General features: G+C 43.8%; 20 protein-coding genes and 1 other annotated feature. Of the genes, 6 read left to right on the top strand and 14 right to left on the bottom strand.

Annotation, left to right across the window (positions count from 1 at the left end; all coding sequences use genetic code 11):
- Positions 1 to 31 precede the first annotated feature (31 nt).
- A complete protein-coding gene (ezrA, locus tag Q5C82_RS08310) occupies positions 32 to 1,735 on the bottom strand; it encodes a septation ring formation regulator EzrA (protein WP_003223482.1) in 1,704 nt (567 codons plus the stop codon).
- Positions 1,736 to 1,931: 196 nt separating this feature from the next.
- Here ezrA and hisJ point away from each other — a divergent pair, with 196 nt between their 5' ends.
- Complete coding sequence (gene hisJ, locus Q5C82_RS08305; protein WP_003223480.1) at positions 1,932 to 2,741, top strand: histidinol-phosphatase HisJ; 810 nt, start codon at positions 1,932 to 1,934, stop codon at positions 2,739 to 2,741.
- Here the strand turns inward: hisJ and refZ are convergent.
- Positions 2,734 to 3,357: a transcriptional regulator RefZ gene (gene refZ / locus Q5C82_RS08300; protein ID WP_003223478.1), complete on the bottom strand. Its 624-nt coding sequence runs from the start codon at positions 3,355 to 3,357 to the stop codon at positions 2,734 to 2,736. The genes hisJ and refZ overlap by 8 nt on opposite strands.
- A gap of 126 nt (positions 3,358 to 3,483) precedes the next feature.
- Between refZ and Q5C82_RS08295 the strand changes: the two genes are divergently transcribed.
- The gene (locus tag Q5C82_RS08295; RefSeq protein ID WP_003223477.1) at positions 3,484 to 3,975 is read left to right on the top strand and encodes a GAF domain-containing protein; all 492 of its coding nucleotides are present in this window, start codon (positions 3,484 to 3,486) and stop codon (positions 3,973 to 3,975) included.
- A gap of 37 nt (positions 3,976 to 4,012) precedes the next feature.
- Here Q5C82_RS08295 and Q5C82_RS08290 read toward each other — a convergent pair whose 3' ends face one another.
- Positions 4,013 to 5,752: a diguanylate cyclase gene (locus tag Q5C82_RS08290; RefSeq protein WP_013308031.1), complete on the bottom strand. Its 1,740-nt coding sequence runs from the start codon at positions 5,750 to 5,752 to the stop codon at positions 4,013 to 4,015.
- Between the two features lie 294 nt (positions 5,753 to 6,046).
- On the opposite strand from Q5C82_RS08290, the gene rpsD reads away from it, so the two are divergent.
- A complete protein-coding gene (gene rpsD / locus Q5C82_RS08285) occupies positions 6,047 to 6,649 on the top strand; it encodes a 30S ribosomal protein S4 (RefSeq protein ID WP_003223474.1) in 603 nt (200 codons plus the stop codon).
- 21 nt (positions 6,650 to 6,670) lie between these two features.
- On the opposite strand, the gene Q5C82_RS08280 is transcribed toward rpsD, so the two are convergent.
- The 3 genes from Q5C82_RS08280 to acsA all read right to left on the bottom strand — a co-directional run bounded on the left by Q5C82_RS08280 (position 6,671) and on the right by acsA (position 10,258).
- Positions 6,671 to 6,799: a hypothetical protein gene (locus Q5C82_RS08280; protein WP_003223472.1), complete on the bottom strand. Its 129-nt coding sequence runs from the start codon at positions 6,797 to 6,799 to the stop codon at positions 6,671 to 6,673.
- Positions 6,800 to 6,929: 130 nt separating this feature from the next.
- Positions 6,930 to 8,198, bottom strand: coding sequence for a tyrosine--tRNA ligase (gene tyrS / locus Q5C82_RS08275; protein WP_003223470.1), 1,269 nt, complete (start codon positions 8,196 to 8,198; stop codon positions 6,930 to 6,932).
- Positions 8,199 to 8,247: 49 nt separating this feature from the next.
- Positions 8,248 to 8,485, bottom strand: a binding site (T-box leader).
- A 54-nt stretch (positions 8,486 to 8,539) separates the two neighbouring features.
- Positions 8,540 to 10,258, bottom strand: coding sequence for an acetate--CoA ligase (gene acsA, locus Q5C82_RS08270; RefSeq protein WP_003223469.1), 1,719 nt, complete (start codon positions 10,256 to 10,258; stop codon positions 8,540 to 8,542).
- Between the two features lie 159 nt (positions 10,259 to 10,417).
- Between acsA and acuA the strand changes: the two genes are divergently transcribed.
- From acuA to Q5C82_RS08255, 3 genes are read left to right on the top strand one after another with little or no spacing between them, the layout of a single operon-like run.
- A complete protein-coding gene (gene acuA / locus Q5C82_RS08265; RefSeq protein ID WP_003223467.1) occupies positions 10,418 to 11,050 on the top strand; it encodes an acetoin utilization protein acetyltransferase AcuA in 633 nt (210 codons plus the stop codon).
- A 26-nt stretch (positions 11,051 to 11,076) separates the two neighbouring features.
- On the top strand, positions 11,077 to 11,721 hold the full coding sequence (locus Q5C82_RS08260; RefSeq protein WP_003223464.1) for an acetoin utilization AcuB family protein: 645 nt from the start codon (positions 11,077 to 11,079) through the stop codon (positions 11,719 to 11,721).
- Positions 11,718 to 12,884, top strand: coding sequence for an acetoin utilization protein AcuC (locus tag Q5C82_RS08255; RefSeq protein ID WP_003223462.1), 1,167 nt, complete (start codon positions 11,718 to 11,720; stop codon positions 12,882 to 12,884). The genes Q5C82_RS08260 and Q5C82_RS08255 overlap by 4 nt, the downstream gene beginning before the upstream one ends.
- Positions 12,885 to 12,912: 28 nt before the next feature.
- On the opposite strand, the gene motS is transcribed toward Q5C82_RS08255, so the two are convergent.
- The 8 genes from motS to murC all read right to left on the bottom strand — a co-directional run bounded on the left by motS (position 12,913) and on the right by murC (position 19,805).
- Entirely contained in the window at positions 12,913 to 13,623 is a 711-nt protein-coding gene (gene motS / locus Q5C82_RS08250) for a flagellar motor protein MotS (protein ID WP_003223460.1), read from the bottom strand.
- A complete protein-coding gene (motP, locus tag Q5C82_RS08245; protein WP_032727402.1) occupies positions 13,613 to 14,431 on the bottom strand; it encodes a flagellar motor protein MotP in 819 nt (272 codons plus the stop codon). The genes motS and motP overlap by 11 nt, the downstream gene beginning before the upstream one ends.
- 63 nt (positions 14,432 to 14,494) lie before the next feature.
- On the bottom strand, positions 14,495 to 15,499 hold the full coding sequence (gene ccpA / locus Q5C82_RS08240; RefSeq protein ID WP_003223457.1) for a catabolite control protein A: 1,005 nt from the start codon (positions 15,497 to 15,499) through the stop codon (positions 14,495 to 14,497).
- Positions 15,500 to 15,774: 275 nt separating this feature from the next.
- Positions 15,775 to 16,851 (bottom strand): bifunctional 3-deoxy-7-phosphoheptulonate synthase/chorismate mutase, encoded by a 1,077-nt coding sequence (locus Q5C82_RS08235; protein WP_003223454.1) that lies wholly within the window; start codon positions 16,849 to 16,851, stop codon positions 15,775 to 15,777.
- A 235-nt stretch (positions 16,852 to 17,086) separates the two neighbouring features.
- Positions 17,087 to 17,413 (bottom strand): bacillithiol system redox-active protein YtxJ, encoded by a 327-nt coding sequence (ytxJ, locus tag Q5C82_RS08230; RefSeq protein WP_003223452.1) that lies wholly within the window; start codon positions 17,411 to 17,413, stop codon positions 17,087 to 17,089.
- Positions 17,414 to 17,436: 23 nt separating this feature from the next.
- On the bottom strand, positions 17,437 to 17,892 hold the full coding sequence (locus tag Q5C82_RS08225; RefSeq protein WP_003223450.1) for a YtxH domain-containing protein: 456 nt from the start codon (positions 17,890 to 17,892) through the stop codon (positions 17,437 to 17,439).
- Positions 17,893 to 17,922: 30 nt separating this feature from the next.
- Positions 17,923 to 18,345, bottom strand: coding sequence for a DUF948 domain-containing protein (locus tag Q5C82_RS08220; RefSeq protein WP_003223447.1), 423 nt, complete (start codon positions 18,343 to 18,345; stop codon positions 17,923 to 17,925).
- A 161-nt stretch (positions 18,346 to 18,506) separates the two neighbouring features.
- On the bottom strand, positions 18,507 to 19,805 hold the full coding sequence (gene murC / locus Q5C82_RS08215) for a UDP-N-acetylmuramate--L-alanine ligase (protein ID WP_003223446.1): 1,299 nt from the start codon (positions 19,803 to 19,805) through the stop codon (positions 18,507 to 18,509).
- Positions 19,806 to 20,005: the final 200 nt, after the last annotated feature.

Below are 20,005 nucleotides of genomic sequence, written 5' to 3'. Positions count from 1 at the left end.
AGCATTCACGCGTCGGCCTTTTATGTACACTTTATTGATATTGATGCTCTTTTTTCTTTTGTGATTCTATTTTTCGGACAGCCCCTGGTGCGGCTTTTTCAACTGCTGCTGCTGCAATTTCATACGCTTCACTGTAATCATATTCATAAAAACGTCTTTCTGCTTCTTTCAGCTGTTCAGATAAAATATGATTCTGGCTTCTGAACCGGTTTCCGAACTGAATGATTTTTTCAATGAGGATCACCTGCTCGACAAGTTCCTCTGATTCCCGGCTTGCCCTGTTGACAATATCTTCTGCTTGCTTTAAATGGGCTCCGGCTTCTTCCATATTTAATGGAAGTTCGTTTAGTTGATTGACTGTTTCTTGAATATGATGATATGCGTTTTCGAGCATCTCTTGAATATGACTCGGAATGCCTGGAATATTGCTTGTCTTCAGCAGTCTTGCTGTCTCGGAAATTGTTTTTTTCAAATTGCTGAGCGTCTCTCTTGCCTGAAGTTCTTCTTTTCTCAGCGCTTGCAGATTTTCACGGTATTCAGCATGCTCTTTTTTCACTTCTTCAATCTGCTTCTCTATTGAAGCAACTTCTTCTACTAAAAGTGAGTAGGCGACATGCTCTGCATCGAGCTTATCTTTAACGGATGAGAGCAGCTTGCCAATTTCATCAAGGCGCTTTTCAAAAGCCTGCTGTTTGCCGAGTTCGCCAGCTGTCAGTCTGTAGCTTTCCTTCACCAGCTCAGTTTCCGCCTTTGTATCCTCTTTCTCTTCTATCAGCTTGTCATAAGCAATGATCAATTCAGGCATTTTGCTTAGCACAGATTGGCCGGCTTCGACTTCGCCCTCCAGCTGCTGATAAACAGATTGAATATTTTCGTCTATGAGCTGCAGGATTGCGGACGCTTCATCAATATCCAGCTCAGTCATCAAGACATGTTCCGCCCGTTTCAGCTGATTTGACAGATTTTCTAATTCCTTATCAAGCTGGATATGCTCAAGCTTATACCCTTTCTCTTTCATTTCGCGATAGCCGTCCTTGAGCTTTGCAATCTGGCCTGGCACCGTCTGCTTGCAGTCAGCTAACAGCTTCGGCACGTCATCTATGTATGACTGAAGCCGTTCAAGATTGCGGTCCTGCTCAAGCAGCACTTTTCGTGCAGTAATATAGTTTCCGCCTTCTGTTTCTTCTTCAAATTGTTTGATTCCGCTCCAAATTTCGTCAAGATCCTTTTCAAGGCTGTCATAAAGCTCTCCGTAAAGGTGGCTGTAAGCCAGCAGGTTTTTTCGCGATTTTGAATAGCTTTCTCTCACCTGTTCAATCTCTTCACGGCTCTTTTCCTCACTTGTGACGAGGTCGCTGATTTCGCGAAGAATCTTTTCAATGTTCGATTCCGCCGCTGTCAGCAAATCGTCGATATGAACAAGCACTTGATTGGCCTTTTTAAAACGGTATTTGTCTGCATTTTCCTCGGCATCATAAAGGAGCTCTTCAACTTTCGGCATGTGGGCTGTGACAATCTCATCCCATTCTTCACGCCACTTCTCAAAGAACTCTTCTGTCTGACCCGTCATTTTTAAGTGTTTAATTTTGGACATTTCTTCCACAATCGACCGGTTTAGAATTTCAATCTTCCACGATTCAAGCCGGTCAATTTCAGCGTAGATTTTTTTCCTGAAAAAGTAGCCTGCCGCAAACAGCGCGAGCAGTACGATTAATAATCCAATGACAAACTCCATAATGAGCCCCCTTGCTGTTAACCTTAATCTGTCAGGGTGTTTTATTTATTCAGAAAGATTTCAGGATATGTATTGAGAAAAACTGTCGTTTTCATTGTTATTATGATACCATGTTACCAACATTTTTTGACCAGAAATCAAAAACTTTTTGTGCAAAATCGGCAAGATTTGACTATTTTTTCATGAGGTGACGCCAATGCAAAAGCGAGACGGACATATTCACACACCATTTTGCCCTCACGGCTCAAATGACACACTCAGGCAATATGCAGAAGAGGCCCTAAAAAAAGGCTTCGATTCGATTACTTTTACCGAACACGCCCCATTGCCGCCCTCTTTTACTGATCCGACACCGCTGAAAGACAGCGCGATGGCACAAGCCTCTCTGGAGCGTTATATCAATGAAATTTCCCGATTAAAGAAAGAATATCGCGGACAGCTTACCATACGGACGGGGCTTGAGGTTGATTATATTGCTGAATTTGAAGACGAAATCAAATTATTTCTGGACACATACGGGCCATATTTAGATGACAGCATCCTATCCGTTCATTTTTTGCGCGCAGGTTCTTCCTATCTGTGCCTTGATTATGATGAGCATACCTTTAAGGAGCTGATTTCAGCTTGCGGGAGCATTGAAGCTGTATATGAACAGTATTACCGCAGCATCTATTCTTCCATTGTAGCATTTCTCGGCTCTAATAAGCCAAAAAGAGTCGGCCATATCACACTCGTTCAAAAATTCATCAAGCTGTTTCCATACAGCATGTCTGAACATATTCGCGGACTCGTTTCTCAGTGCCTGAATGCTATTGAAGAAAACGGAATGGAGCTCGACTTCAATACTTCCGGCTTGAGAAAAACGTACGCTGGCGGCATTTATATAGAGGATTGGATGCTGAATGAAGCGAAGCAAAAGAAAATCCCGCTTGTGTTTGGGTCTGATGCCCATCAAGCGGGAGATGTCGGATACGCATATGAGACGTTTTTGAAGGGGGCTAATTGATAAGCGCCACGTCTCCTGTCCGGAAGACGCTTCTGATCCAAATTTTGATTTCTTCAAAATACATTTTATAAAAATACGGCTCGTGCGGCTGCATGTAGAGCACTTCTGAAATATATTGAGGCTGGAGATATGGCATCATTAAGAGAGATTTTAATTGAAGAATAAAATGGGGCAGCGGCAGCGTTAAATGTTCACGCTGTTTTTCTCCTTCCTCAATGATCAGCTGGAAGATATACTTTTCCTTCATTAGATATGTCGACATAATTTCCCTGATTAACGTGGAGTCAATCGTGACTTCCCGGTAGACAAAACGAGTTAATTGACGATGATTATGCTGATAGGATAAAATATCGAAAACCAATTGGAGAAGCTGTTCCTGCGTGCTTTGAGAAGAGATATTGCCTGCCGCTGTTTCAAGCGTTTTGCTGTAGCCTTCGTAAAACTCTGAAACTAAGTGTTCCATCAGACCTCCTTTACCTTTAAAATAGTAGGAGATGTGCGCAACATTTACATCAGCTGACTTTGCAATTTCACGGACAGACGTGCCAGAAAATCCTTTTTGGTTAAAAAGCATGACAGCAGATTCAATAATTTTGTCTTTGGTGCTTACTTTCATACGGCTCACTCCTTCCTCTTTGTACTATTCAAGCAGAAGGCCGCTGTTCCTGTAAGAACTTATCGACAAATGCCGGCAGAAAAGCCGGAACTTTGTTTTATATTATAGAAAAAGTGAGGGTTTTCCATGTTCCATGTCGAAAAACAATCTGGAGATAAAGAAAAAGACTATCAGCTTCTGCTAAAACAGCTCGAAGCCATGACCGAAGACGAGACAGATCAAATTGCAAACTATGCAAATGCCTCAGCGCTTCTGTATCATTCTTTGCCTGAAGTAAACTGGGCTGGTTTCTATTTTGCCAAAGAAGAGGACGGACAGCTTGTGTTAGGGCCGTTCCAAGGTCTGCCGGCATGTGTTCGGATTCCTTTCGGCAGAGGCGTTTGCGGTACAGCGTATGCAAACGGAAAAGTGGAGCGTGTTGAGGATGTAAACGCGTTTCCGGGACATATCGCTTGCGATGCAGCGTCTCAATCAGAAATTGTGCTTCCGATTCATGTAGGCGGAAAAGTTGTCGGCGTCCTGGACATCGACAGCCCAGTGAAAAACCGTTTCGACGAAATTGATGAAAAATACTTATTACAATTTGCCGAAACGCTTGAAAAAGCGTTAGCACAGTAATATAAAAGCCCAAAACTGATATTGTTTTGGGCTTTTTTTATTTTATTGATTCGTGTATCATCAAGCGGTTTTTTCCGCTTCGTTTCGCGCTGTAGAGCGCTTCATCAGCCTCATGCACAAGCTCTTTCAAAGACTTTCTTTTTTCTGCCGTCCAGCAGGAGATACCGCATGAAATGGTCACCTCGGGTTTTGTGTTTTTTCTGACCGCATAAACCAATCGCTCAGTAATCCGTTTACCCACCGCAATCGGCACATTCGGTAAATAAATCGCCAGCTCTTCGCCTCCCCAGCGGGCGCCTACATCCTGCTTTCGGATGTTGCTTTTAATCACCGAAGCGACTTGAATTAAAATCTCGTCCCCAGTCTGATGACCGTACGTATCATTTACATTCTTGAAATTATCAATATCAACTAGAATAAAGACACCCTTTTGGTGGATTTTCATGCTGTATTGAATTTTTTCATCTAAATACACCCTTGAATACAGTTCAGTTAGCTGATCTGTTTTCACGAGATGCTCAAGGCGGTCGCGGAGCATTGAATTGGTTACAGCCAGCGTTGCGTGATGAATCAGCGCTTGAAACAGCTTATACATTTCAAATGTAAAGGCGTACAGTTCCTGTTTTAATAAAACCGCAAAGCCTAAAAGCCGGTCATTCTCAATCATCGGAGCGGCCATCAGCGAGCCGTAGCCGGCCTTTCCAAAAACAGACTGGCCATTTCCGATGAAAACCCCTCTTTCACCTTCATACAGCTTTTCTTTCAACTCATGATAAAAGTCAGATGGCTTCGCTTCTTTAAAAAACGCTGTGCTGCCAGGGAGCAATGTTAGCTTTTCAAAATGATCTATATGAAAAAAACCCACTTCTTCTGCCAGAAATGATTCCGCCATTCTCACAGCCAGATCATTCATCGTATCGGTCAGTGTCAGCCGCTGATTCAGGCGGCGTGACGTTTCATTGATCAATTCCAAATTTGCGATGCTTGCTTTGGATTGTTCATAGAGCTGGGCATTTTCAAATGCTTTTCCCGCCGCGTTTGCTATTAGCGACATTTCATCAAGGTAGACGTCAGTAATCAAACTGCCGCCCTTTCCTTCAGCCATCAACACCCCGTACGTTCCCTGCTGTCCTTTGATCGGAATGTAGGCGGCTGATTCATTTTTTCGCAAAATATCCCCGGACAAATACACTTTGAGAGCAAAGGAATCGGATTTTTCCCCTTCCATATCCAGCTCTTTTGCAGGAACACCTAAACATTGATCTTGGTCGTGCGAAATAAACAATGAAAACTCAATAGGAGAAAACGTGCGGGTCAAGCTTTCTAAAAGCTGCTTCAGCACCTCTGTCTGATCAAGCAGTGAATGGAACAGCTCTGTCATTTTGTATATCTTTTTTTGATAGATCGTTTTGATATAGAGTCTTTCCTGTTTCATTGACTGGTTTAAAAATGAAGCAACCACGTCCGAAAGCCCTTCAGGAATCTCTCCACCCTGTCTGCATGTAAGATGAAAGCGCCTGCCGGAGCCGTCCTCAATCATATAAAATGAAGCGTTTATTTTCGAAGCGGAAAAATATAATTCATCATCTGCCAGTTTTGCCGCAGAGTCAGATGGTGACGGTGTAAGCGAAACACAAAGGGATGAAAAGTAGGTTTGTATAGCCGAAGTCAGCCATTTGAATGAGTCGGTGAATGTGACTTTTTCAGATTTGGTTAATAAAAAATCGAGCATATGATAATGAAAGGCGGATAGTTGTTCTTTTGTTTGTTCTACCATGTTTTTATCACCTAAAAGTTTACCACTAATTTTTGTTTATTATATCATAAACGGCAAAGCAATAATGGAGGAATGGTTGACTTCAAAACAAATAAATTATATAATGACCTTTGTGTGAAATATTGCAGCCTTTTTGTTCAGCTTCTATGTTTTCATTTTGTTCCTTATCCATAAGGTGTATCGTGTAACTCTCTGCTGCTGGAGCGAGGATACATGAAAACAAAATGTACATGGTCGAATAGAGCAGACGGTTTTTATTTTCCACAAAAATAAAACCAAAGGAGGAGTCACATTATGGCTCGCTATACAGGTCCATCTTGGAAACTGTCCCGCCGTCTAGGAATCTCTCTTAGCGGTACAGGAAAAGAATTAGAAAAACGCCCTTACGCTCCAGGTCCACACGGTCCAGGACAACGTAAAAAATTATCAGAATACGGTTTGCAATTGCAAGAAAAGCAAAAGCTTCGTCACATGTACGGTGTAAACGAACGCCAATTCCGCACTTTGTTTGACAAAGCTGGCAAACTAGCTGGTAAACACGGTGAAAACTTCATGATTCTTTTAGATTCTCGTCTTGATAACGTTGTGTACAAGCTAGGTTTAGCACGTACTCGCCGTCAAGCTCGCCAATTGGTTAACCACGGTCACATTCTTGTAGACGGAAGCCGCGTTGACATCCCGTCTTACCAAGTAAAACCTGGTCAAACAATCGGTGTTCGCGAAAAATCAAGAAATCTTTCTATCATCAAAGAATCTGTTGAAGTGAACAACTTCGTTCCTGAATACCTTACTTTCGACGCTGAAAAGCTTGAAGGTACTTTCACTCGTCTTCCTGAGCGTTCTGAACTTGCTCCGGAAATTAACGAAGCGCTTATCGTTGAGTTCTACTCTCGTTAATCGTTTTAAAAACCCCTGCCGCTATGCGGTCGGGGTTTTTTTATCGTCTGTTTCGTCTTTTACCTCTTGCTGGCCAACACTATCTCGCGCCTGCTGTTCCCAATAATCCCGCTGCAGCCTTTCTTTTGCAATCGTAAACATGAGATTCACGGTGAGCGCTCCTTTCTGTTAAAAGGTGGTGATTGATCGTGTTTGCCCTATCTAATATACTCTTTTCCTGTCTTTCCTATGCGCTAAACAAAAAAAGATCCTTTGCCCTTAACGGCAAAGGATTTTTTTCTTATTTATAAGTTACAAGGAAGTATTTTTTCTTCCCGCGGCGCAGGACAGTAAATTGGCCTTCGATGCGGTCTTCACCCGATAAGATATAATTTATTTCCGTCTGGCGTTCGCCGTTAATGTAAACAGCTCCGTTTTGAATGTCTTCACGGGCTTGGCGTTTAGATGGAGATAATTTAGATTGCACCAATACATCTACAAGTGAAAGCTCTTGGCTGCTGTCAGCTTCCATAGATGGAACATCTTTAAAGCCGACTTTTACGTCTTCGGCAGAAAGCTCTTTAATATTGCCGCTGAACAACGCTTGGGAGATGTTAATAGCTTGCTCCAGCGCCTCACGTCCATGAACGAGTGCTGTCACTTCTTCTGCCAGGCGTTTTTGCGCTTCACGCTTTTCAGGCGCCGTTTCTGTTTTCTCAGCGTATGCTTCAATTTCCTCTTTTGATAGGAACGTAAAGTATTTTAAGTATTTCACAACGTCACGGTCATCTGTGTTGATCCAGAATTGATAGAATTCATACGGCGATGTTTTTTCCTTATCAAGCCAGATAGCGCCGCCTTCCGTTTTTCCGAACTTCGTGCCGTCTGCTTTTGTGACAAGCGGAATGGTAAGGCCGAACGCTTTCGCTCCTTCTTCTTCTGATTTTCTGATCAGTTCAAGACCCGCTGTGATGTTCCCCCACTGATCGCTTCCGCCGATTTGCAGCTTACAGTTTTTGTCTCTGTATAGATTTAAGAAATCATAAGATTGAAGAATCATGTAGCTGAATTCCGTGTATGAAATGCCGGATTCAATTCTTGAGCTGACCGTGTCTTTTGCCAGCATGTAATTGATGCCGAAGTTTTTACCGACATCACGCAGGAAGTCGATCACATTCATTTTGCCGATCCAGTCAAAGTTGTTCGCGATGACAGCAGGATTTTCTGTTGCATCAAAATCCAGAAATCTGGACAGCTGGTTTTTGATTTTTTGGGACCATTCGGATACGATGTCAGCAGTGTTTAATGTACGCTCCGCTTTTTTTCCGCTCGGATCGCCAATGAGGCCCGTCGCGCCGCCCACAAGCGCTATCGGATGATGCCCCGCCAGCTGGAAACGGCGAAGTGTTAAAATAGGCAGCAGGTGTCCGATATGCAGGCTGTCTGCTGTCGGATCAAAGCCTGAGTACAGGCGGATTTTTTCTTCATTCAGCTGTTTATTTAATCCCTCTTCATCCGTCATTTGCTGAATCAATCCGCGGAAGGATAAGTCTTCAAGTAAGTTTGTCATGAGATAAAGCTCCTTTTTTGATTAAAATAAAAACGCCCCTTCGTTTACACGAAGGGACGATTAATTATCGCGGTACCACCCTACTAATAAGAGAATGCAAAACATTCGTCTTATCACTTTGCCTGATAACGGATCAGGTCCGTTCTTTCACTACTGAAAGCCTGGCCGGCTTTGTTTGCAAAAGCGGTTCATGAGTGTATTCGAGATATCCGTCTGTGCTGATTTTCACCGGCCATCAGCTCTCTGGAACGTAAGGATATTCTACTTGTCTCAATCTTTACCTTTTCATATGAAGCTATATCATTTTTAACATAAATAAAATCCCGTGTCAACGTCGCCTTTTAATCCTCCATCGTTGACAGATCTCCGGCCGGCAGATTCAGCTCCCACGCCTTCAGCACGCGTCTCATGATCTTTCCGCTCCGGGTTTTCGGAAGCTTATCTTTAAATTCAATTTCACGCGGAGCCGCATGGGCTGCAAGACCCTGCTTCACAAATAGGCGGATCTCTTCTTTCAGTTTATCGGACGGCTCAAATCCTTCTCTGAGTGCGATAAAAGCTTTAATGATTTCTCCCCGCACCGGATCAGGCTTCCCGATCACGCCTGCTTCTGCAATAGCCGGATGTTCGACAAGCTTGCTTTCCACTTCAAATGGGCCGACGCGCTCACCGGAGGTCATGATGACGTCATCAACTCTGCCTTGGAACCAGAAATACCCTTCATCATCCATATAAGCAGAATCGCCAGACACATACCAGCCGCCCGGCATGAAATACGATTCGTACTTTTCAGGATTATTCCAAATGGTATGCATCATGGAAGGCCAGCCCTTTTTAATGGCGAGATTACCCATTCGGTACGGTGGAAGTTCGTTGCCCTGATTGTCAACGATTGCTGCCTCCACACCGGGAATCGGCTTACCCATTGAGCCCGGTTTGATATCCATGCAAGGATAGTTGCAGATGAGCTGGCTGCCCGTTTCTGTCATCCACCATGTATCATGAATTCGTTTGTTAAAGACTTTGTGCCCCCATCTGATGACTTCCGGATTTAACGGTTCACCGACACTGAGCACATGCCGAAGTGAGGTTAAATCATATTTCGCAGCCATCTCATCTCCCGCTCCCATTAACATTCGAAACGCGGTCGGCGCGCTGTACCAGACGTTGACGCCAAGCTGCTCAATCGTTCCATACCAGCTTTCCGGGCTGAAACGGCCGCCGACGATGACATTTGTCGCTCCATTCAGCCACGGTGCAAAAATGCCGTATACCGTACCTGTCACCCAGCCCGGATCAGCTGTACACCAGTAAATGTCTTCTTCCTTTAAATCAAGGACCCACTTTCCTGTCTGATATTGCTGAATCATCGCTTCATGAACATGAAGCACACCCTTTGGCGTTCCAGTGGAACCAGATGTATAGTGAAGCAGATAGCCGTCTTTTTTGTCCATCCATTCGATATCCAGTCTTGTGCTCTCCTGTTTTGCCGCTTCATCATAATTGATGATATTTGCGCCGATCTCAGCCTCTCCGCCGACTACGAATATATGCTGTAAGTGAGGCAGTTTGTCAGCCGGTATTCTCTCCAGCAGTTCAGGCGTTGTGACAACAACCTTCGCCTCGCTGTTTTCAAGCCGGTCCTTCACCGCTCCCTCCATAAATGCTTCGAACAGCGGCCCCGCGATGGCGCCAATTTTGATAGCGCCAAGCATAATAAAATAAAGCTCGGGTGATCTCGGCATAAAAATAAAAACGCGGTCCCCTTTTTCCACATTTCCATACCGTTTCAGCACATTCCCAGCTCTGTTTGATTCTTCTTTCATTTCTTTAAATGTGTATTTTTCATCCCGGTTTGCGTCTTTATAATAAAGCGCTACTTTGTTTTTTCGAAACGATTCGGCATGACGGTCAATCGCTTCATACGCCGCATTTAGTTTCCCTGTCTCATGCCAGGAGAAATGTTTCTCTGCCTCGGCCCAATCAAAATGCCGGTACGTTTCTTCATAGTTTTTTAAATGATGATCCCCTTCCACTGCTGGTAACGCTTTCAAATTCATGCCCAAACATCCCCCTTTGCTGAAGTTGTCACATTTATTATAGTATATATTCATATTCTTCTCAATTTTTAAAATATAAACCGTATTGAAAACGCTTTATAATTTGTTATTCTTAAAGAAGGCATGTATTTTTATAAGAATTGATGGGACGGTGGATCAGTGGAACATCATAAAACATACCATTCAGCAAACATCAAAACAGCAACCGGCTCCTTACTGATAGAAGGGCCTGTGTCTCCAGGGGATTTAGCAGGTTACGAGTTTCATAACGATTTAACCGCATTTCGCCCGCCCCGTGAGCAGCATGAAGCGTTAGTCGACATTGCAGGCCTTCCCGAGGGGCGCATTATTATTGCCAGAGACGGCCGAACCATCGTCGGCTATGTGACGTATTTATATCCTGACCCGCTCGAAAGATGGTCTGAAGGAAATATGGAGAACTTGCTTGAGCTCGGTGCCATCGAGGTAGCGCCGGCCTATCGGGGATGTTCTGTCGGAAAAACGCTACTAACCGTCAGCATGATGGATGAACAAATGGAAAACTACATCGTGATGACGACAGAATATTACTGGCATTGGGATTTAAAAGGGATGAAAAAAGATGTGTGGGAATACAGAAAGATCATGGAAAAGATGATGAATGCAGGCGGATTGGTCTGGTTTGCAACGGATGAGCCGGAGATCAGCTCTCACCCTGCAAACTGTCTGATGGCCCGCATCGGAAAAAACGTCAGCCAAGAATCAATTGAACAATTTGACAGGCTCCGTTTTTATCATCGTTATATGTATTAACTGACACTGACAAAGGGGAAAAAATAATGATTGTTGAGCAAATCATGAAAAGGGATGTCATTACATTAACGAAGACGGATACGCTTGAAACAGCAATATGCAAACTGAAGGAGTTCCATATCAGGCATCTGCCTGTTGTAGACGAAGACCGCCATGTGATCGGCATGATTACAGACAGAGACATGAAACAGGCCAGCCCGAGTATTTTTGAAGAAAGCAAACGGAGCCGATTTCTCACACGAAGCGTAGATTCAATTATGAAAAAAGATGTCGTCTGCGCCCACCCGTTAGATTTTGTCGAAGAAATTTCTGCTGTGTTCTACGAGCATGGCATCGGCTGTCTCCCAGTGGTGCAGCATCAAAAAGTAGTAGGCATTTTGACAAAAACCGATTTGCTCCGGACGTTTGTCAAATTGACAGGCGCTGACCAGCCGGGATCGCAAATCGAAATAAAAGTAAACGACATCACCAAAAGCCTCGCGGAGATCAGCAGCCTTTGCCAAGACCTTCAAGTGAAAATATTAAGCGTGCTTGTTTATCCGCATGATGATCCCGGTGTAAAAGTGCTTGTCTTCCGTGTAAAAACGATGAATCCGCTGCCGTTTTTGCAGGCATTACAAAGAAATGGGCACCACGTCATATGGCCGTCAGAGCAAAGGGATTTGCTATGAGAGACAGTGTATTTATCTATTCTCCATCGTATCAAACCTATATGTTTCATCAGGAACATCCATTTAATCAGCAGCGGGTTCTGTTAACATACGATTTACTCAAGACGATCAATGCCTTTGGTGATGGAGACATTGTCAGTCCCAGACTCGCGGAAGAAGAGGAGCTCGCCCTTGTCCATACGGACGATTATATTCAGGCGGTCAAGCTTGCGGGCGCGGGAAAGCTTCCCGTTAAAGAAGGAGAAAGCTACGGGCTCGGCACAGAGGATACACCTGTCTTTGCCGGCATGCACGAAGCGGCATCACTCTTAGTCGGTGGCACCTTAACGGCCGCAGACTGGGTGATGTCAGGACAAGCCCTGCATGCCGCCAACCTTGGAGGGGGCCTACATCACGGCTTTCGGGGGAGAGCTTCAGGGTTTTGCATATACAACGACAGTGCTGTGGCGATTCAATATATTCAGAAAAAATACAGAGCCAGAGTGCTTTATATTGACACGGACGCCCACCATGGAGACGGTGTGCAATTTACGTTTTACGATAACCCTGACGTATGCACGCTGTCCATTCATGAGACAGGAAGGTATTTATTCCCCGGAACCGGCCAGATCCAGGAAAAAGGCAGCGGAAAAGGATATGGCTATTCCTTTAATATCCCTCTTGACGCTTTTACAGAGGATGATTCTTTTCTTGAAGCTTACCAGACAGCGGCTTCCGAAATAGCTGCTTATTTCCAGCCGGATGTCATTATCAGCCAAAACGGCGCCGATGCCCATTACTATGATCCGCTGACACATTTATCTGCAACAATCAACATATACGAAGAAATTCCCCGGCTTGCACACACGTTAGCGCACCAGTATTGCGAAGGAAGATGGATTGCAGTGGGAGGCGGCGGCTATGATATTTGGCGTGTCGTGCCCCGTGCCTGGGCCAGAATATGGCTTGAAATGAAGGGAATTGATCCGGGAGACGATATCCCGCAGGATTGGATCGCTAAATGGCAAAAACAATGCCCCGTCACCCTTCCGTCCAGCTGGAGCGATCCGGCCGATTTATATCCTCCGATTCCCCGCAAGCCAGAAATTACAGAAAAAAATGCACAAACCGTCAGCAAAGCATTATATGCGATACGATCTGAGCAGCAGCAAAGAACAAAATAAAAAACGACCTTTACGAAGAGGTCGTTTTTTATTTTTTGATGACGATTTCCACACGCCGGTTTTCCTTCATGTGTTCGTTTGTCTTGTTATCCTTTACAGGCTTTGTATCTGCATAACCGACAGCGATAAAGCGCTTGGAGGGAAGTTTTTCTTTTGATGTGAAATATTGAATAACTCCGCTCGCCCGCGCTGCCGACAGCTCCCAGTTAGACGGGTATCGGTATGTCGAAATGTTTCGGCTGTCTGTATGGCCCTCCACCTGAATGTCATTTGGAATTGTTTGAAGAAGAACAGCAATTTGGTGAAGAAGTGTTTCAGCATTTTTCAGCACCTTTGCCTCACCTGAATCAAACAGCACAGCCTCCTGCAGAACGAGCACGACACCGCGTTCATCCCGTTTGGCTGTCATTTGGGCCTTCAAATGATTGTCTTTTATATATGTATTTACTTTCTTGAGAAGCTGATCCTGCTGATCCTCTTGCTTCTTCGCATCGGCTGGCGAGGTATTCTTTTTTTCTATGGACGTTTGGTCCGGCTGAAGCCCGCCGCCTTCCTTTTGGATCGAATCAACTGCCGCTTTAAATTTTTGCAGATCGATTTGGGACATAGAAAAAAGTAAAATAAAGAACACAAGGATCAAAGTGATCAAATCTGAAAAGGTGACCATCCAGCTTGAGGAAGAATGGCTGTTTTTCCCGCTTCCATTCCTTCTATCAAAACGTTCTCTTCTAAGCTTCATGTACAGATCCCTTTTTTGTTTTTACTTGATTTGGCTGCTTCCGCCATTCTTCCCGGGAGCTGAAAACGACAAGCTGGCTTTCGAGATTGCGCGGGTTTTTTCCGGATTGGATTCCGATAATACCTTCCACCATTACCTGCTTGATAAAGATTTCACTTTCTGTTTTTTCTTCGAGCTTTGCAGCAATCGGGTTGAAGACCATGTTCGCCAGTAATGAACCGTATAAGGTCGTCAGAAGCGCAATGGCCATATTCGGTCCAAGCATATGTGGATCATTTAAGTTTTTGAGCATCAGCACGAGCCCGACGAGTGTTCCGATCATTCCCCATGCCGGAGCGAATTCCCCCGCTTTTTCAAAAACACGCCGTCCTTTGCGGTGCCGTTCCTCCATTGCTGCGATTTCTGAATCCATGACGAGCCGAATCGTTTCTTCATCCCAGCCGTCAATTGCTAGAAGCAGCCCTTTTTTCAAGAATGGATCTTTGATTTCCCGAGTCTGATCATCCAATGATAAAAGCCCGTGTTTACGCGCGTGATCGGAAAGAGAGACAAAGGTTTTCACAAGATCTTTCACATTGTCTTCCTGGCGGATAAATGCCTGCTTTAACACAGAGGGCGCTTTTTTCAGCTCTCTCGGCGGAAAACTGATAAAAACAGCGGCGCATAGTCCCCCTGTTACGATGAAGAAAGAGGTCAGATCAAGAAAAGAGCGGAAACCGCTTACTCCCGATCCCGAGATAATCCCTATAACAATAATAATCGTTCCTAACACAAAACCAACAGGTGTAAGATAATCAAAACGTTTCATCATTTCTCCCCATGAAAAAAGCAAGAATTCACCTTAATGGTGAAGCTTGCTCTCTTGTTTTTCTTATGACTTGGTTGACTTTCTTAGCTCTATACGGTGCGGCAGTTCGACGATATGCTCTTCAACCGGCTCTTTATTCATGAGCTTCGTCAGCAGTCTCATCGCAACGGCGCCAATATCATATGTCGGCTGAACAACTGTTGAAAGTTGCGGACGAACCATGAGGCTTAATCTCGTATTATCAAAGCCGATAATCTCGAGATCCTCAGGAATGGATAAGCCTTGATCCTGAGCCGCATGGATAATCCCGAGTGCCATTTCATCAGTTGCAGAAAGAATGGCAGTCGGTTTTTTGTCCAGGCTCATCAGATGCTGCAGCGCTTCAAGTCCGGAATCATATGTGTAATCCCCTTCAGCGACAAATTGTTCATTAAACGGAAGGTTCGATTCTTCAAGCGCACGTTTATAACCTTGCAGTTTTTTCGAACGGTTGATCGGTTCTGTCATTGGTCCGGAAACGAATGCGATATCTGTATGCCCTTTATCAACCAATAGCTTCACTGCATCATAAATCGCCTGTTCGTAATCGATCGCGACTGACGGTGTTTCCTCCTGCTCCTCTACAGAAGCAGCAAGTACGATCGGCACTGGAGAACGCTTAAATTCCGCAACATGCTCGTCCGTAATGTTTCCGCCCATAAACACGATGCCGTCCACTTGTTTGCCGAGCATTGTGTTTAACAGGTGCAGCTCTTTCTCCATGTTTTGGTCAGAGTTGCTTAAAATAATATTGTATTTATACATTGTCGCGATATCTTCAATTCCGCGCGCAAGCTCTGAATAGAAAATGCTTGAGATATCGGGAATGATGACACCTACAGTTGTTGTTTTTTTGCTTGCCAGCCCTCTTGCCACCGCGTTTGGACGGTAACCGAGACGGTCAATGGCTTCCAAGACTTTTTTCCGCGTTGTCGGTTTTACATTCGGGTTGCCGTTCACGACACGGGAAACGGTTGCCATGCTTACATTAGCTTCTCTCGCTACATCGTAGATCGTAATATTGCTCATCCTAAAACCACTCCTTTTACTGGATACACTTATCCTTATCTATAGCATAAACACTTTATGTAGAGAAATGTCATAATGTCCGAATTTATGTCGTTTATGATTTGTAAGCGTAAGTCAGTAGTGTACATTATTTTTCATTATTCATCAAATTTAAATACTTCTCATGAAATTATACACGTTTTTATAGATGATGAAAACGTATACTTGGATTTTATAACTAATTAAACGAGAAAGCATAAAAAAAGGCCGCAGACGCGGCCTTTTGGATTGTTCAATTAAGCGTTGACTTTCACCATAGGTTTTAGTTCATTCAGCCATTTTTCGAATTCAGGAATCGCCATTTGCTGAGCAGAGTCAGAAAGTGCGACTGACGGATCAGGGTGAACCTCAGCCATTACGCCGTCTGCACCGATCGCTAAAGCAGCTTTAGCTGTCGGAAGCAAGAGGTCGCGGCGGCCAGTTGAATGCGTAACATCAACAAAGACAGGCAAATGCGTTTCTTGTTTCAAAATCGGCACGGCAGAAATATCCAGTGTGTTTCTTGTTGCTGTTTCGTATGTTCTGATACCGCGCTCACAAAGGATAATTTGATCATTTCCTTGTGACATGATGTATTCAGCAGCATTGATGAATTCAGAGATCGTTGCAGCAAGTCCGCGCTTCAGAAGCACTGGCTTTTTCACTGCGCCGGCCGCTTTCAGCAACTCGAAGTTTTGCATATTGCGCGCTCCGATTTGAATGACATCAATGTAGTCCAGCGCTTCTTCGATATGAGCCGGGGTTACGATTTCACTGATTACTGCCAAATCAAATTCGTCCGCTACACGTTTTAAGATTTGAAGGCCTTCAACACCAAGCCCTTGGAAATCGTATGGGCTCGTACGAGGCTTAAAGGCTCCTCCGCGCAATATTTTAATTCCTTGTTTTTTCGCAGCCGCAGCCACTTCAGCCACCTGCTCGTAGCTCTCTACCGCACATGGGCCGACAATGAATCTTTGCTGGCCGTCTCCGATTTTTTCACCTTTGATATCTACAATTGTATCTTCAGGTTTTTTCTTACGGGAGACAAGCAGCGCTTTGCTGTGATCTTCTTCCTGAAGCTCTAAACCGGCTTTGAATATCTCTTTAAAAATGTGCTGGATGGTAGAATTTTCGAACGGCCCGTCATTGTTTTCAATGATATTATTTAACATTGTACGTTCTCTGACAGGATCAAATCGGTTGACACCTTGTGCTTCCTTCGCTTTACCGATCTCTTTTACAACATTTCCGCGTTCGTTGATTAATTTTAGAATTTGTAGGTTTAATTCGTCTGCCTTTTGCCTTAATAGCTCTAACTCTGTGTTGCTCATTTTTTTCATCCTTTCCCTGCACATTCATTTTTTTATTCTGTAGTTATCATGCATCTTACTATAAGTAATTCCAAATGGAAATACTGAAATACAAAAAATTTTATAAAAACTCTACTTTATTACCCAAACGCTTTTAAGTGATAAAGTAATCTATGAAGTTATCCTACATGATGTAAGGGCAATGTTCAAGGGTTTTTTCAAAAAAAAAGCGCCAGATTATATCTGGACGCTTTTTTTATGACAAATGCTGCTTAATAGCCGCTTCTGTAATTTGTGAATGTGAGGTATGCCATTTAACCTCGCCGCTTTGGATGACGAAAACCTGAGGGCTTTCGTGCTTTACGCCGTATGTTTCTGCGATGAAATTTGACAGCGGCCGGGCTTCTTGTACTTGCAGATAATAAGCTGGCACATCCTCATGCTGATTTGCAAAGGCATCAAACTCATGAAATGCTGCCTGGCTGATCGGGCATGTGATGCTGTGCTTAAAGAAGACGAAAGTGCCTTCCTGTTCTGCAATCCGTTTAAATTCTTCCTCAGATTGAATAAGCTGTTTTGCCATGTCTCAAGCTCTTCCTTCCCGGCTCAGCGATTGATATGCTCAGCCTGCTTTTGTGCATCTTTCAGTTCGTCTTTTACATCTTCCTTCGTTTGAAGGACTTGATCTTTCGTTTCGTCTGCCGCCTGCATCGCTTCTTCTCTCATCTCTTGCATATCAGTTGATGAATCTGTTTTTGCAGATTTGGAACGATCTCTTAAATCCTTCACCTTGTTCATGATCTGCCCTGACTGATCCGCTACAAGCTGTGTGATGTTGGATGTTTTGTCTTTTGCAATGCTGACATATTGCGTGCCTTTTTCCTTCGCATCTGTCGTCATTTTGTCAGTTTTGTCTCGTAAAGCAACAGCTTGGCTGCCGAGATCATCGCGAAGTTCTTTGCCTGATTTAGGCGCTAGAAAAAGAGCGGTAGTGGCACCGATGATTCCCCCGATTAAAGTTCCGATTAAAAAATCTTTACTATTAATTCCATCTTTGCTCATCATTATTCCTCCTCATAGTGTTTTTTTCTCTTAGAGAGTTGTTTTTTTCCTTTGCTTCCATTTCTCCCAAATTTCCATTGCCGCTTGGCTCCATGTGACAACTTGATTGATCTTGTCTTGATTTTCTCTTACTGATGCCGATACAGACCCTGCCGCCTGTTTCATGGATGTATTGAACTGCTGTACAGAAGTTCCCACCCCTTGAACAGCATGAACGACCGTGTTCAGCTTTTCTGATTTTTCCTGAATATCTTCAGCCAGGCGATTGGTCTTATGTAAAAGCTCGGCTGTTTCAGTTGTGATGCCTTTCATTTGTCCCTCCAGCCCTTCGAGAGTGGATGCGACATGTTTTAGTGTCAGCTGCAGTGACTTCAATGTTTTAGACAAGTAGATCACTAATACCAGAAATGCGACTGCGATGAGTGCAACGCTTAAATAAAGAATGATAATCATCTCAAACCTCCTTGCTGCAGGATATACTGCTGTTTACCCGTTTTCTTCAATCATAAACATGTGTACTGGGCTGTATACATATTATTCTCCATTATGTAAGAAAATCCTTTAACAAGCTTTTCCATCAGATAAATAAAAAGCAGTGAGATCACTGCTTTTTATTATGCCATGACGTTTTCGTAGGCTCTCATATATTTTTGGATATCTCCTGCTCCCATAAAGATGAGAACGGCTTTTTCATGAGCTTTTAAAACAGAGGTGTCATCTTCTTCAATCAGCTTAGCATTATGAATTTTTCCCTGCAGGTCGCCGATTGTCAGCTTTCCTGCATTCTCCCGGGCTGAGCCGAAAATATCACATAAATACACACAGTCAGCCCCGCTCAGGCTTTCTGCGAATTCGTCAAGGAATTGCTGCGTCCGTGTAAATGTATGAGGCTGAAATACCGCGACGATTTCACGATCAGGGTATTTCTGTCTTGCCGCCTCAATCGTCACTTTTATTTCTGTCGGGTGGTGAGCGTAATCATCTATCAGCACTTGATCCCCGAGCTGCTTCTCATTGAATCTGCGTTTGACGCCGCCGAATGATTTGAGGGCATGCTTAATGATGCTGGAATCAATTTCTTCATAATGGCATAACGCAATGACCGCCAATGAGTTTAATACATTGTGGTGGCCGTACGCAGGAATATAAAACGTATCATAGAATGTATTGCGTACAAATACATCGAAAGTTGTCCCTTCCGTGCTTTTTACGATGTTTCTGGCTTGAAAATCATTTTCTTCCCCCGTGCCGTAATATACAACAGGTACGTTCGCATGAATTTTCGGCAGATGCTCATCGTCTCCGCAGGCAATAATTCCTTTGTTGACTTGCAGAGCCATCTCTTGGAAAGCGTCAAACACATCGTCAATGCTTGAGAAGTAATCAGGATGATCAAAATCAATATTTGTCATGATCGCGTAGTCTGGCTGATAGCTTAAGAAATGGCGGCGATATTCACACGCTTCAAACACAAAGTATTCACTGTTTTCATTTCCCTGGCCTGTTCCGTCCCCAATTAAGAAAGACGTCGGTTTCGCGTTTTGGATCACATGAGCCAGCAGACCCGTAGTCGACGTTTTGCCATGTGCGCCCGTAACGGCAACACTAGTGAATTTTTTCATGTAGTCGCCTAAAAACTTATGATAACGTATCACCGGAATTCCGTCAGACATGGCTTTTTCAATTTCAGGATGCGTGTCTGGGAATGCGTTTCCGGCGATGACTGTCATGCCGGGTTTGATATTATCCGCGCTAAAAGGAAGAATCGTAATATTTCTTTTTTCAAGCGCTGTTTGCGTAAAAATAAATTTTTCGATATCCGATCCTTGGACAGTATATCCATTATCATGAAGTATTTGGGCAAGCGGACTCATACCGGTCCCTTTTATTCCAACAAAATGATAAACAGTCATAATTGTACCTCCAACAAACGTCTATCTGTTCCCCAGTATATGACGCTCATTTCAATTTGCGACCGCGGCGGCTGAAAAGCCTCCTTAGCGGCGTATTTTATATGTTTTGTTATATTTAGTATCCGGTTATTTCTTTCCGATTAAACCTAGATATCAAGAATTGTTTATGCGCACCTGCTGTAAAGCGGCATAGCTGTTAA

The organism is uncultured Bacillus sp., from assembly GCF_958411575.1.
Classification (GTDB): Bacteria; Bacillota; Bacilli; order Bacillales; family Bacillaceae; genus Bacillus; species Bacillus spizizenii.
This window is presented reverse-complemented; position numbering and strand designations above follow the sequence as displayed.